General features: G+C 37.2%; 12 protein-coding genes. 1 reads left to right on the top strand and 11 read right to left on the bottom strand.

What is annotated here, in order from left to right; translation table 11 throughout:
- Positions 1 to 31: 31 nt before the first annotated feature.
- The 11 genes from C4S38_RS02870 to ppdK all read right to left on the bottom strand — a co-directional run bounded on the left by C4S38_RS02870 (position 32) and on the right by ppdK (position 12,599).
- Positions 32 to 919 carry a serine O-acetyltransferase gene (locus C4S38_RS02870; protein WP_103982476.1) on the bottom strand — a complete coding sequence of 296 codons (888 nt, stop codon included), beginning with the start codon at positions 917 to 919 and terminating at the stop codon, positions 32 to 34.
- 3 nt (positions 920 to 922) lie between these two features.
- On the bottom strand, positions 923 to 3,070 hold the full coding sequence (locus C4S38_RS02875) for a Kelch repeat-containing protein (RefSeq protein WP_160034626.1): 2,148 nt from the start codon (positions 3,068 to 3,070) through the stop codon (positions 923 to 925).
- A gap of 10 nt (positions 3,071 to 3,080) precedes the next feature.
- Positions 3,081 to 4,022, bottom strand: coding sequence for a hypothetical protein (locus C4S38_RS02880; RefSeq protein WP_103982478.1), 942 nt, complete (start codon positions 4,020 to 4,022; stop codon positions 3,081 to 3,083).
- A gap of 13 nt (positions 4,023 to 4,035) precedes the next feature.
- Complete coding sequence (locus C4S38_RS02885) at positions 4,036 to 5,862, bottom strand: serine/threonine-protein kinase (RefSeq protein WP_103982479.1); 1,827 nt, start codon at positions 5,860 to 5,862, stop codon at positions 4,036 to 4,038.
- 43 nt (positions 5,863 to 5,905) lie between these two features.
- Complete coding sequence (locus C4S38_RS02890) at positions 5,906 to 6,709, bottom strand: PP2C family protein-serine/threonine phosphatase (RefSeq protein WP_103982480.1); 804 nt, start codon at positions 6,707 to 6,709, stop codon at positions 5,906 to 5,908.
- Positions 6,710 to 6,723: 14 nt separating this feature from the next.
- The gene (locus tag C4S38_RS02895) at positions 6,724 to 7,242 is read right to left on the bottom strand and encodes an FHA domain-containing protein (RefSeq protein ID WP_099465614.1); all 519 of its coding nucleotides are present in this window, start codon (positions 7,240 to 7,242) and stop codon (positions 6,724 to 6,726) included.
- Positions 7,239 to 7,481, bottom strand: a complete 243-nt coding sequence (locus tag C4S38_RS02900; RefSeq protein ID WP_099465791.1) for a hypothetical protein — start codon at positions 7,479 to 7,481, stop codon at positions 7,239 to 7,241. The genes C4S38_RS02895 and C4S38_RS02900 overlap by 4 nt, the downstream gene beginning before the upstream one ends.
- 133 nt (positions 7,482 to 7,614) lie before the next feature.
- Entirely contained in the window at positions 7,615 to 8,268 is a 654-nt protein-coding gene (locus tag C4S38_RS02905; protein WP_103982481.1) for an FHA domain-containing protein, read from the bottom strand.
- Between the two features lie 3 nt (positions 8,269 to 8,271).
- Positions 8,272 to 8,655 (bottom strand): LytTR family DNA-binding domain-containing protein, encoded by a 384-nt coding sequence (locus C4S38_RS02910; RefSeq protein ID WP_099465612.1) that lies wholly within the window; start codon positions 8,653 to 8,655, stop codon positions 8,272 to 8,274.
- 116 nt (positions 8,656 to 8,771) lie between these two features.
- Positions 8,772 to 9,716 (bottom strand): BF2992 family fimbrillin-A clan protein, encoded by a 945-nt coding sequence (locus C4S38_RS02915; protein ID WP_103982482.1) that lies wholly within the window; start codon positions 9,714 to 9,716, stop codon positions 8,772 to 8,774.
- 162 nt (positions 9,717 to 9,878) lie between these two features.
- Positions 9,879 to 12,599 carry a pyruvate, phosphate dikinase gene (gene ppdK, locus C4S38_RS02920; RefSeq protein ID WP_103982483.1) on the bottom strand — a complete coding sequence of 907 codons (2,721 nt, stop codon included), beginning with the start codon at positions 12,597 to 12,599 and terminating at the stop codon, positions 9,879 to 9,881.
- Positions 12,600 to 12,785: 186 nt separating this feature from the next.
- Between ppdK and rlmD the strand changes: the two genes are divergently transcribed.
- Positions 12,786 to 14,198, top strand: coding sequence for a 23S rRNA (uracil(1939)-C(5))-methyltransferase RlmD (gene rlmD, locus C4S38_RS02925; protein ID WP_103982529.1), 1,413 nt, complete (start codon positions 12,786 to 12,788; stop codon positions 14,196 to 14,198).
- Positions 14,199 to 14,203: the final 5 nt, after the last annotated feature.

The following is a 14,203-nucleotide window of genomic DNA, read 5'->3' on the forward strand; positions in this document are numbered from 1 at the left end:
GGTTATTAAATAGAAAGACAAATATTGTTTTTTATTCGTCTTTAATAGCTTTTGTTTGAAGAATTTTGGAGTTAGGTGGAACGCTATAGGTTAACCAAATATTACCTCCGATAATTGACCCCTGGCCTATTCTAATCCTTCCTAAAACAGAAGTATTCGAATATATTGTTACATGATCTTCTATAATCGGATGGCGGGGTACATCCATAGGCAAACCTTCGTCATCCAACGTGAAACTTTTTGCTCCCAATGTTACACCTTGATATAACCGGACATGGTTGCCAATAATAGCAGTTTGACCTACCACCACACCTGTACCATGGTCTATACTGAAATATTCACCTATCTGTGCGCCCGGATGAATATCAATCCCCGTATCGGAATGCGCCATTTCCGTAATGATTCGGGGTAAGACTGGTACTCCTAACCTTAGTAATTCATGCGCAACCCGCTGATAAAGTATTGCATGTACGGCGGGATAACAAAAAATGATCTCACTAATGCTCTTTGCAGCCGGATCCCCATCCAGAATAGCTTTAACATCAGTAGATAGAAGATACTTTATGTGAGGGATTTTATCAATAAAAGCTACCGCAATTTGTGATGCACGATCCTTAGAATCACAGCAGCGTTCAACTTCAAAACAGAGTCCGTTATATATCTGCTCCTGTAATAAATCATACACTTTTTCAAGATTCACCCCCATATAGTACTGGATAGAATCAACTTGTGCTTCCTGCTCGGTACCAAAAAAGCCGGGGAAAATAATAGTCCGTAACAAAGTCATTATTTCCCTGACGGAAGCTATGGAAGGTGAAGGTTTCTGATGTAACGGAATATATTTATATTCCGGTAAATCAAAAGCCGACAGATATTTTACATTGCTTTGTATGTGCTCTAAAGCCTCTATTCTTTTCATATATTAATTATCCCATGAGGGGTCATAACTTATGATTGACGAACCGGAAGTACCTTGTCCCAAATAAATAAGACCATCTAATGAATACATGCAATAAATATCTCTATTACCTGACGGCAATTGAGATTTCAGGGTCCAGCTATTAGTGGTTATATCATATTTCCAAATATAGCCAACGTCATCTACTACGTAAATATTATTATCAAAAGCTACACCACAACGAACGTTTGCATTTATTGAATTTAACTCCTTCCATGTATTAGCCCCATCCGTTGATACATATAATTTCCTACTGTATGACGGGGTAACCCAATCTTTATTTCCCAGGCCAGCATATATTTTATCTCCTATAACAACAGCTATTCCACGACATTGTTTTTCGGGGAAAGTGCTCTTCTTTACCCATTTTTCTGCATTAGCTGGCTTAATAGACCATACTTCGTCTGTTATAGAACCGGAACGTATTCCACCAACAATAAAGACACTGTCTTTATACGCAAAGCCTGCAGACAGATATCTGGCATCGGGAGCATTCGTTTCATCATATGTTATTTGCTCCCAATAATTTGTAAATAAGGAGTACAGATATAAATCTTTTGTACTTACATTATCAGAACCTACACCACCAAAAGCAATCACTGCAGAACCTATATTAATAGCAGTTTGCCATTTTCTCTTAACAGGGAATGAATTTCGTTGTAACCATTCATTTTTATATGCCCGGTACTCCCAGAATTCATTTGTTGCTTCAGCTCCAATGTCACCACCCAGAATTAATCCGCTAGAGCCCATTGCTGTAACGGCCACAGCTCCTCCTATTTGGTTATTACCTTCAAAAACTTTTCTGGCAGAAAATATATCAGGAGTTGTATATGATGTTTCTTCTCCATACGTTATTACTCCATCTTTATTAATAGCATATGCTCTGATATAATATGTAGATCCTCCTTTCAAACCAGAAATTTCACCCTCATAAGAATTTTTACCTGAAGAAAGCTCCACCTTTGTATTTCCTACTTTATCATCTTTTGTCAATGAATAAGATATACCCGATTCTATAACATTCATTGCTCCTTCATCCAACACTGCTGCGGAGACTTTTAATGTTCCCCCAATATCCGTACGTGCTATTTCGACCGCTGATAAACGTGGCAAATCACTTTTTGTCCAGAAAGATATTTCATTACTGTAAGCTGTACCATAAGCATTTTTTGCATATGCCCGCATGTAATACATCTTATCTGATTTAAGTTTTGTTGCTTTACCAGTAAATTTACCTTTTCCGGCACCATTTATAGTGGTATCCCCATTCTCCAACATTGTTCCCGACACAAATCCCCAGCATAGCCCACGAACTGTTACAGCCGAATCTCCTTCATTGGAAACTTCCGCTTCAAAACTACCATCAGTAAATCCTATTGCAACCTCTTTGAGAGAAGTTACAACAGGCAACCCGTTAGTTGTCTTAAATGTCTGCGGCTCTCCTGCAAATATGCCGAATTCATTCTCTACATAAGCTTTAACAATATATATAGTAGATGTATCTAATTTAGTTATTTTACATACAAAAGAATCTGCATTCATTATTATCGGTATTACAGAGTCTTTAGTCGTTGGTGTAGTTAAATAAACCCCTCTATCTTTTATAATTCCTTCTCCATGATTTACGATCTTACCTCCACAAATAACGCTTTCTGCTTTTATACTATCACTTACTACAACTGTAGCAACAACACCTAAACCTTTTGTCGTATTAACAGTAATTTCTTTACCATAATTCGTCCCTTTTGCATTAATTGCATATGGACGTATATAATATAAAGTATTAGGTTTCAATTTATGGGCTATACCTCTAAACTTTCCCAATCCTTTACCACATACAGTAGTATCATTCTTCTCTATTGTAGGTTCCGATTCCAATCCCCAGCATACACCATATTTTTCGACAGGTAAACCGTTTCCACTAACAACCTCTGCATAAAAAGAAACAGTAGTTGCCAGCTTTTCAATAGTATGCTGATCATCAATGAGTGTATTAACTGTCGGAATCTTTGCATTCTTGACACCCGTTTCCATATCCGGATCTTCAATACAGCCTGACAATATATTAGTAATCAAAAAAAATGATATAATAGAATATAGATATTTCATCGTATTTATTTTAGAAAAAGAATCCCAAACCTGCATTCAAGTCTATATATTTAAAGTTAATCGTGTTACAACCCGCACTGATAAAAACATGATTAAATTTGATCATAAAATCTAAATCTGCTGCTATCCCTTTATAGGAAGCATCTATATTTTTAGCCCAAGCTTTTTGTTCATCGGCACCGGTAAACTCATTCTTAACCTGATACTCATAAAGAACACTCCTATCACCATATCCCAAACCGACAGTAGTATATAACCAAGGCGTACACTTAACAACCATACCCGCCGTGCCTGCATAATTATTGACTTTTTTCTTGTTTGTAAAACTATAATAATCAATAATTGAACCAATTAATCCATTATTGTTGCATTCCGATGCATGATCTTTAAAAGACATATTTGTTTTAAACCGGACATACCATCCTAAACGACGGGCAACTCCGCCAACTGTCAGTCCGTATGGAGACTCTATAGAATAAGAATATCCAAAGAAAAATTTCATACGTTCACGAGAGATATTCTTTTTTTTCAGAGCTTGTTCATTAGTAGCTGAAATAACCGGTATACGCATTGTTTCTAAACGTTCATGCCAATAAGTTGCCAATTCTTCACTCTTCGGAGTACCTATTCCATTCTCATAAAAAACAATCAATTTTGATATGGCAGTCGTATCGTTCTCTGTAGCCATCACATTAAGACAATTCAAACATTTGTTCATAAGACTACGCATGGAAGGACGCATTCGTTCATTCTTCAGCCAGATTTTGGTCAATTGATTAATACTGTATGAGTCACATTGCGATACACCTTCTTCATACCATATTTTAGCATCACTATAATTCTGACGCTTCATTGCATCATCTCCTTTCCTATTATATTCTGTTTGTTGCTGCTGAGCCAACAAACCTAAGGGGAATATAATGCATATTATTAATAGTAAAAGTCTTTTCATAACATCATTCTAACTAATAATAAGTTAATCCTTCATTGACCAATACCCCGTCTGTATTATAAATATCATACAAATTATCTATACGCTCAAAAGCCCGGCCATTATCGGATTTTCCTACACTCAAATATTTACAGGGAATACGCTCTATTGCATTTGAATCAATGGCACCATATTTACCTGTTGATTTTTTACGTACTATTTTATATTTACCAAAAGTCATCATTTCCTGATACAGAGCCTTACGTTCTGCTAGTTCTTTTTCTTCTTGTTTTGTATCACAAGCAATCAGGAGTCGAACTACATCCTCTGTAAGTTTTACATCTTTAGCCTTCAAAAACTCTTTTTTAGCGCCAATATAATCAGTAGCATCCATTTTAGCCTTACCAGCCGCTATCATAGCTAAATATTTAGCATCTATTTCAGCAGCAGATGGCTGAACAACTGTCTTTGGTACATCTTCTACATTTTTTTGCACCACCAATTGTTGATTATGATCTTCTTTGACAGGCTCTGTTACAATCGGGTTAAGAGTTTCCTCTTGTTTCACAGGATTTTCTTGTATGGAAATATCATTATGTCCTTCTTGTTTATCTTCCGTTGTTATTTCTAAAGGTAAAACATTATTTGATACGACAGGCTGTTCTTCAGATTGTTGATCTGTTGATGCAGTCAAATCTTTTACCAAAGGTTTATTCCTATATACATACCATGCAACAGCACTACCTGCTAATGCAAAAATAATAAAAAATGCAGGAATTAAAAAAATCTTCTTCTTTTTCTTTCCCTGAAGCTGATTAGATGTTAATGCCTGATCACTTACAATAGTCGCATCTTCATCTTCTTCTGATATAGTATTTGAAGAGTAAAGAACAGTTGTTTCATCTCCGTTTTGTGACATTACCGGCTGAGACGAATATAATTGAGTTTTTGTCTTTTCTATTACAGGTAAGTCTAAAGATTCAAGCATCTCAGAGATAGACTGAAAACGATCGGTCGGTACAATCTGCATAGCCTTTATTATAGCAGATTCTGTTTTAGGTGTTATAGCCGGATTTATTTCTGAAGGATTCTGTAAAGGACGAGTAGCACGAAGTATGGATTCCGTAGGTATTTTTCCCGTAAGCAAATTATACATCGTTGCCCCTAAAGAATAAATATCCGGACAAGGAGAAAATAATTGAGTCCCTTCATTATCGTATTGTTCAATTGAGGCAAAACCTTTGGATAAAGTCAGCATGGTCGTACTCGTTTCTTGCTCTTCTATATCATAACGTTTACTCACTCCAAAATCAATAAGCCGTGCATTATCATCTTTGTCAATAAGTATATTACTCGGTTTAATATCCAGATGCAATATATTTTTCTCATGAACAAATTGCAGAGCTTCCCCAATTTGACGAACATACTTAAGAACAATCGGTTCAGGCAATACTCCCTCTTTATCCATCATATATTTCAGAGAATTACCCGAAATATATTCCATTACAATATAAGCCGTATTGTTTTCTTCAAAAACTTCAAGCACATTTACAATATACGGATGATGTACATCCGATAATATTTTTGCTTCTTTAATAAGTTTCTCTTTGAATTTGTTAAAAAGAGTTTTTCCTGTTTCCGAGTGAACTTTTACTGCTTGGGAATCATTATCCCTGTAACAGTAATCTTTGAAGAAATATTCTTTCACACATATAGGCACTTCAGTTTTAATTGCTCCTAGTGCCCCTTTTAGTTCTGTAAACCATACACCTTTGTAAGTTATACCAAAACCTCCCTGACCCACAACATGAGAAAGTTTATATTTTCCGTTTTGAAGAAGATATCCGTTAGGCAGATTCATAACTACAAATGCAATTCTTTTTAATCTGCCAAAAGTACGTTATTTATATAAAAGAATAAAGGAAACTAAGAATATTTTGCTTTACACTTTGAGATTCTTGCACATTATTAACGGGTATAATATAAAAAGAAAAGTTATCCCGGGTACGTCCATAGCAAGTGTCCATAATAGCATCTTTGATTTCTTCGGGATCATGGTATTTTGCAAAAACTGCAGCTAATAATTCATCTGTATAATGTTCCAGCACACCATCCGTACACATAAAAAAGTAATCTCCTGCTTGTACATCATCCAATACAATAACATCTGCTTCAGTTGGATGATCAGCCCCCTGTATAGCACGTAAAATAACATTTCTTTGAGGATGAGTTTTTACTTCATCTTTTGAAATTTTACCTAATTTAAAAAGAGAATTCACTAAAGAATGATCTTCTGTTTGATATACTATTACCCCTTCTCTGAACTGATAAATACGACTATCGCCCACATGCGCAATGACAACGCCTTTTGTTCCTGTATAAAGCATAGTAAGAGTAGTTGCCATACCTTTTGCTGCAGGATGCAACGCTATATAATCGTCAAAACGTGCTTCTGTATATTGCAGGGCTTTTTTAACAAGATCTTCGGTAGTATCTCCATCTTGAAATGCGGAAAGATAGGTTTGGAAAGACTCACATGCCAGATAACTGGCAATTTCCCCTTTCTCGGCACCTCCGACTCCATCACATACTAAAAATAATTTTTGACCGGAAGTTATTGTTTCTGGCAATGGATAAATAGAATCTTCATTATTAAGCCTTCCACCCTTTTCACTAACAGCATATGGTTTACCGATCGTTATATTCATAGCAATAATGAGTTTTATTCATTAAACCGGAGAACTGTACGGCCTATAATAATCTCGTCATTATTATTAAGTACGACAACTTCTCCATCTCCTAGGTAATTGCTATTATATAACGTATGGTTTTTACTATTATTGTCTGAAAGATAATGTTTATAACCACCTTTCGAATCTTTTTTCACTTCTATCCTAATATGTTCCCGGCTCATTGAGCGATCGGTAGTTATTATGCCAATCGTAGCATTTGATGCATTCGATTTTCTCCCGACAATCGTTGTACCTTCATAAAGAAGAAATTCTTGTTCCGGCGTATCCGTATCGGCTACTATGGTAAGTTTACCTGTGCTATTCTTTATTGGTTGCACAAGTATCGTTTCAGAATCATTTAAATTATTCTGAACATTTTCCTTTGAAAGAAAAGAAATAGGAATGGGTTTCTTACATTTGGGACATTTAAAAGAAGTTATTCCGAGGGGAATTTTCCCCTCGTCTACTTTTAATCCTACCTGACAGTGTGGACACTTGACTGAAATCATATCATAAATGAAATATCTGTGCTATCAATATCCGTTGTATTAATATCCAACATGTCAGCATCAGATAGCATTATAGTATCATCCGATAAAGTAATAAAATCAGAACTATCTATACTATCATCAATTACTACTGCATCCAGCATTCCACCATTGTCTCCGTCTACATCCACTACAATAGCATCTGCCAATAAGGCATCATTATTATCCAAAGTAACGAATGTATATTCTTCTTCCTGCATAATCTTATCCCTTTTTAATGTTTTTACCGGAAACAAAAGTAGGAAAAGTAACGGATTAATAAATATCCAATTCTTTCTTATAATCAAAGGATTGGATTTACTGTACAAAAAGCTGGATTTAGAATACAAACGGTTAATTGCTCACCCACTTAGCCTTGCAAGTTGAAACTGGACATTGTTTCCTGTTTTTTAAAGATTCCCATGGTATTTCACCTAAAAATGTTCCGCATTTAGGGCAGACATAATCTATTTTAAATTGATTGGCGATATCTTGCAATTGCTGAGGTATCTTAGATGATTGTTTTGCACCTAAATATATTCCTATCGTAGGAGCACAAACAGTCACAAACAAACTTATCATTAATAATTCTGGATTTCCTTTACCTAAAAAACCAATTATTACTCCCACAACCCCGGTTAGAGCAAATGGCAATGATTGAAAAAGTCTTGTTTTAAATTGATTGGATGATTGAATCTTAACTTTTGCTTGAATATAATCATCATATATTTTCTTTAATTTGGCGAACTCTTCACTATAATCATTATTAAATTTCAGAATATCGGAAAGAACCACAATATAGCTATCTCCCAGCCTTATCTTATCAGTAGGTGTAATTCGTTTTTTTAGAATCTGGCAATCATTAACAAAAGTTCCATTTGTCGAATTAGCATCCTCTAACAGCCAACAACCCTCTTCTTCACGTATCAAGCGCGCATGGTGCCTGCTTACATGAGGATCATTAACAACAAAATCATTATCATCCGATTTTCCTATCTTAATTACCATTCCTTATTCTTTAACCTCTTCAGACCTGCCCATCTCCTTTTCCAGTGAATCTTTCAAAACTTTCAAAGGATCTTTGGATATAACTAACTCCCGAGGCTTACCTTCTTCCGTAAGTAATAATAATTTCTGTTTAGGTAAGTTGATTTGCAATATATGATTTTTATTAATAATATGACTTTTGCCAACGCGCATCAATATTTCATTGCACCCGGCAACCTGTTTCCCTAATATTTCTTCTATCTTACCTATATTTATTGCAAAAGTAAATTGTATTCCATTCGATAATAATAATTTCGTATAATTCCTGTCGGCTTCAAAATACAGTATTTGTCCTATTTTTATACGTAACAGTTCATCTCTTGTCTTAATAATTAAATACCGCTCCATAACGTAGATATTGTTTTTCTTTTTTCATCAAGAAACAAATATACGTCATTTTCTTCTTTCGCATGCACATTTTGAAATAAATAAATATTATTCAAATTACTTTGAAAACAAATTCATCATTTCAACGTAGGATAAAGAGGTTTCCCCGTTTCATCCACTTCTGTCCAGCTTTTAATAGAAACCTGAGAAAAATTCACCGAGTTTTCGTCTATTATCGCATTAAACAAATAAGAATCTCCTGATTGTAACTCTCCATTAGGAACTGGGACATTTACACTATAGATCCGAGAAGTACTCTCGTTATTTACCATTACTTCCAAAGTCAATGACATTGGAGATGTAGTCTTCAGCGGAAGCATAATATACTGAGCCAACAAGCCGTTTATACCCATTTTATCCGCTTTATCATATATTGATGCAGGAGGAATAATTCCGGTATACAAATTCATACGAGCTCCTGTCTCCGGCGGAGTAATCATGGCCGAGACCAACTTATTTAAAATTATTCCTTCGCCACCCGATACTTCAAAAACAACTTGTGTAGCTGCATGTAAATACATAATCGGTATATTTACCTGGTTACTCATGATATCTTGTTCCGGACTATGCCACCACAAATAGTCAATGCCATTAAACAAAGGCTCAGACAGACCAGACGTAAACTTAGGAGGTATTGTAGAAAAGTTGTCAGACACAGCATAAAAATCATATATGCCGGATTCCAAATACATCTTATAACCATCATTACCTGTTAACACACCGGGGGCAGATGTTATATATAACCCTTCAGCGTATGGTATTCCTTTAGCTCCATCTCCATTTGTTGAAGTAAAAGCATATAATTGGTTCTGAATCCCCTTTTTCATAGGAGCCATTGTCCTGGTCAATAAATTACGATCTTCTACTGCTGCATTAAATGTAACCAATGCTTTTCCGTCGGGGTTATTACTATTTGGATTTTCCCAACCATCCTCAAAAATAATTGTATTTTTAGAACATCCCGCAAACAGCAAAACTATATAAACAAATACTACCAAGCTTACAATCTTGTACTTTTTCATAATAAACCATTTTTAGAATTCATATTATATAATACATTTCTGATCCCTGTTTGGTTCACGATGAAAATGTTAAGCATTCAACTCTATTTCACTTTAAATAAATTTTCAAACACAAAAGGCTGTCTCAAATGAGACAGCCTTTCTTTTTTTCTCTTTTTATTTTCAATCCTCCAACGCTGCTTGAGCCGCAGCAACACGCGCAATTGGCACCCGGAAAGGAGAACACGACACATAATTTAATCCTACCCTATGGCAGAACTTAACGGAAGAAGGTTCGCCTCCATGTTCACCACAAATTCCGCATTTTAAATCAGGACGGATAGTGCGACCTTTCTCTGTAGCCATACGGACTAATTGTCCTACACCATTCTGGTCTAACACCTGGAACGGATCGACTTTCAAAATCTTCTTTTCCAAATATACCGGCAAGAAAGAAGCTATATCATCACGAGAATAACCAAATGTCATCTGTGTCAAGTCATTTGTACCGAACGAGAAGAACTCGGCAGATGAAGCAATACGATCAGCCGTTAGCGCCGCACGCGGAATCTCAATCATTGTACCAACCTTGTAATCAATACTGTCATCCATTTCCTTAAACAGGTCGGCTGCAGCTTTACGAATTACATTTTCCTGTTCTTTAAATTCATATAGAATACCCGTCAGAGGAACCATAATTTCCGGCTTAGTATCAATGCCTTCTTTCTTTAACTCCAGTGCAGCACCTAAAATAGCACGAGTCTGCATTTCCGTAATTTCGGGATATGTATTACCTAAACGGCAACCACGATGGCCTAACATCGGGTTATGTTCACAAAGAGATTCCACACGCTTCTGGATTTCCTTAACAGAAACACCCATTGTTTTTGCCATCTCTTCTTGTCCCTTCAAATCATGAGGCACAAATTCATGTAATGGAGGATCTAACAGACGAACTGTCACCGGACATCCGGCCATAGCTTTGAAAATACCTTTAAAGTCTTCTTTCTGGTATGGCAGTATCTTCTCCAGCGCTTTCTTTCGCCCTTCCGCATCATCGGCCAAAATCATTTCACGCATAGCTTTAATCTTTTCGCCTTCAAAGAACATGTGCTCCGTACGACAAAGACCAATACCTACAGCACCAAAGTTACGGGCTATAGAAGCATCATGCGGAGTATCTGCGTTCGTACGCACCTGCAATCTGGTGTATTTATTTGCCAGATCCATTAATGCTGCAAAGTCACCCGACAATTCGGCTGCCATTGTTTCTACCTCGCCCAGATATACTTCGCCGGTGGTTCCGTTGATTGAGATGTAATCTCCCTCCTTCAGCGTTACACCACCCACTTCCATTGTTTTATTTTTATAGTCTATGTTTAATCCACCTGCACCCGAAACACAGCATTTACCCATACCGCGTGCAACAACCGCAGCATGTGAAGTCATACCACCACGGGCTGTAAGAATTCCTTCAGCCACAGCCATGCCTGCAAGGTCTTCAGGAGAAGTCTCAATACGAACCATGACTATTTTTTTACCATCAGCATACCATTTTGCAGCATCATCAGCAAAAAATACGATTTGCCCGGTAGCAGCTCCCGGAGATGCGGGTAAACCTTTTACTAAAACTTTAGCTTTCTTCTCTGCTTTCTTATCAAACACAGGATGAAGCAATTCATCAAGTTTATTAGGCTCTATACGTAAAAGGGCTGTTTTTTCATCAATCATTCCCTGACGCAACAAATCCATGGCTATCTTAACCATAGCAGATCCGGTACGTTTACCGTTACGGGTTTGTAAGAACCATAGTTTTCCCTCTTGTACGGTAAATTCCATATCCTGCATATCACGATAGTGATCTTCCAATTTTGTCTGAAGCATATCCAGTTCCTTATAAATAGAAGGCATTGCCTCTTCCATAGAAGGATATTTAGCTACCCGTTCTGCTTCAGAAATACCAGCACGTTCAGCCCAACGCTGCGAACCGATTTTTGTAATCTGCTGTGGAGTGCGTATACCGGCTACCACATCTTCACCTTGCGCATTAATCAGATATTCACCATTGAATAAATCTTCTCCATTACCTGCATCACGAGAAAAACATACGCCTGTTGCCGATGTTTCACCCATATTACCAAATACCATAGCCTGGACATTAACAGCCGTACCCCACTCTGCCGGAATACCTTCCATTTTACGATACAGAATAGCACGTTCATTCATCCAACTGTCAAATACAGCACAAATAGCTCCCCAAAGCTGCTCATAAGATGAAGTCGGAAAATCTTGTCCGGTCTGTGCTTTAACTGCAGCCTTGAACTTGGCCACCAATGTCTTTAAGTCTTCAACATCCAGTTCATTATCTAATTTAACGCCCTTTGCTTTCTTCACTTCCTCGATTATCGCTTCAAACGGATCGATGTCTTCCTTGCTGGTCGGTTTCATGCCCAATACCACATCACCATACATTTGGACAAAACGACGATACGAATCCCATGCAAAACGGGCATTACCAGTCTTGCGGGTTAACCCTTCTACAACATCATCGTTTAAGCCCAAGTTCAGGATTGTGTCCATCATACCCGGCATAGAAGCACGTGCACCGGAACGAACAGAAACCAATAACGGATTCTCTACATCCCCAAACTTAGAATTCATCAAAGTTTCAATATTAGCAATAGATTTCTCTACGTCTTTCTTCAGTAGTTCTACAACTTTATCTTTTCCTAATTCATAGTATTCAGAACAAACATCAGTAGTAATCGTAAATCCGGGAGGAACCGGAACGCCAATCAGATTCATTTCGGCAAGGTTTGCCCCTTTACCACCAAGCAGATTTTTCATATCTGCTTTACCTTCGGCTTTTCCATTCCCGAACGTATAAACTCTTTTTCTTTCCATATTCGACAGTATTATTTTAGATTTCAGTTTTGCTATCTCAACATTGCAATACCACAAATATATGTTATTTAATAGTAGCTTATACTTATAAAGTTAAATAAATTTATATGTTTTATAACCACTCATTACCATTCGTATCAGGTAAATATGTACATTTGTGTGGCGAAAATTTTAAACTTAACAACATTGGCAAGAAATAAGAAACAGTTACCCTTGCTGGAAAAGGTAACAATAACGGATGTAGCCGCAGAAGGAAAGGCTATTGCAAAGGTAAACGACATGGTAGTATTCATTCCTTTTGTTGCTCCTGGAGACGTTGTAGATATTCAACTTACCCGTAAAAAACACAGTTATGCCGAAGGGAAAGCTGTATATTTCCATGAATATTCTCCTAACCGGACAGAACCTTTCTGTGAACATTTCGGTGTATGTGGCGGCTGTAAATGGCAACATCTTCCTTATAAAGAACAACTTAAATATAAGCATAAACAAGTTATAGACAATTTAACACGTATCGGAAAAATAGAAATGGAAGAAATCCTTCCTATCCTGGGTTCCGAAAACACCACTTTCTACCGCAACAAATTGGAGTTTACTTTTTCCAATAAGAAATGGTTAACTGAAGAAGAAGTAAAGTCCGGTGCTACATTTGAATGTATGAACGGTGTCGGATTCCATATTCCGGGAATGTTCGATAAGGTGCTGGATATCCATAAATGCTGGTTGCAGGACGATATATCCAACCGTATACGCCTCTGTATTAAAGAATATTGTCTCTCACATGAAGGTTTCCCGTTTTTTGACTTGCGCAACCAGGACGGTTTTGTACGAACTCTCATGATCCGTACTGCCTCTACCGGAGATTTGATGGTCGTTCTTTGCTTTTATCACGAAGATGTAGAACATCGCGAAGCATTAATGTCGCATATTGCAGAACAATTTCCGGAAATAACTTCGTTATTATATGTAATCAATGAAAAATGTAATGACACCATAACCGACCAGGAAGTACTTGTATTCCGCGGTAGGGATCATATTATTGAAGAAATGGAAGGCCTGAAATTTAAAGTTGGCCCGAAGTCGTTCTATCAAACGAACAGCGCTCAGGCTTATAATCTATATAAGATAACCCGCGAGTTTGCCGGCCTTACCGGTAATGAAATGGTATACGATCTTTATACCGGCACTGGAACCATCGCAAACTTCATCTCTCGTCAGGCAAAAAAGGTGATCGGTATAGAATACGTACCTGAAGCTATAGAAGATGCAAAAGTAAATTCGGCTCTGAATAAGATTGAAAACACATTATTCTACGCCGGCGACATGAAAAATATCCTTACGCAAGACTTTATAAACCAACACGGACGTCCTGATGTTATTATAACAGACCCGCCCCGCGCCGGAATGCATGATGATGTGATCAACACCATTTTGTTTGCCGAACCGGAGCGAATCGTTTATGTTAGTTGTAATCCGGCAACACAGGCGCGCGACCTAAGTCTGCTTAGCGTAAAATACGCAGTCAAAAAGGTGCAGCCCGTAGATATGTTCCCTCACACGCACCATGTGGAAAACGTAGTGTTGCTTCAAAAGAAATAAACATA

It is taken from the genome of Parabacteroides chinchillae, assembly GCF_900108035.1.
GTDB lineage: Bacteria > Bacteroidota > Bacteroidia > Bacteroidales > Tannerellaceae > Parabacteroides > Parabacteroides chinchillae.

Bases quoted from the DNA above. Each gene is read 5' to 3' on its own strand.
- C4S38_RS02870 (WP_103982476.1), bottom strand. From the start codon at position 919: ATGAAAAGAATAGAGGCTTTAGAGCACATACAAAGCAATGTAAAATAT.
- C4S38_RS02875 (WP_160034626.1), bottom strand. From the start codon at position 3,070: ATGAAATATCTATATTCTATTATATCATTTTTTTTGATTACTAATATA.
- C4S38_RS02880 (WP_103982478.1), bottom strand. From the start codon at position 4,022: ATGAAAAGACTTTTACTATTAATAATATGCATTATATTCCCCTTAGGT.
- C4S38_RS02885 (WP_103982479.1), bottom strand. From the start codon at position 5,862: ATGAATCTGCCTAACGGATATCTTCTTCAAAACGGAAAATATAAACTT.
- C4S38_RS02890 (WP_103982480.1), bottom strand. From the start codon at position 6,709: ATGAATATAACGATCGGTAAACCATATGCTGTTAGTGAAAAGGGTGGA.
- C4S38_RS02895 (WP_099465614.1), bottom strand. From the start codon at position 7,242: ATGATTTCAGTCAAGTGTCCACACTGTCAGGTAGGATTAAAAGTAGAC.
- C4S38_RS02900 (WP_099465791.1), bottom strand. From the start codon at position 7,481: ATGCAGGAAGAAGAATATACATTCGTTACTTTGGATAATAATGATGCC.
- C4S38_RS02905 (WP_103982481.1), bottom strand. From the start codon at position 8,268: ATGGTAATTAAGATAGGAAAATCGGATGATAATGATTTTGTTGTTAAT.
- C4S38_RS02910 (WP_099465612.1), bottom strand. From the start codon at position 8,655: ATGGAGCGGTATTTAATTATTAAGACAAGAGATGAACTGTTACGTATA.
- C4S38_RS02915 (WP_103982482.1), bottom strand. From the start codon at position 9,716: ATGAAAAAGTACAAGATTGTAAGCTTGGTAGTATTTGTTTATATAGTT.
- ppdK (WP_103982483.1), bottom strand. From the start codon at position 12,599: ATGGAAAGAAAAAGAGTTTATACGTTCGGGAATGGAAAAGCCGAAGGT.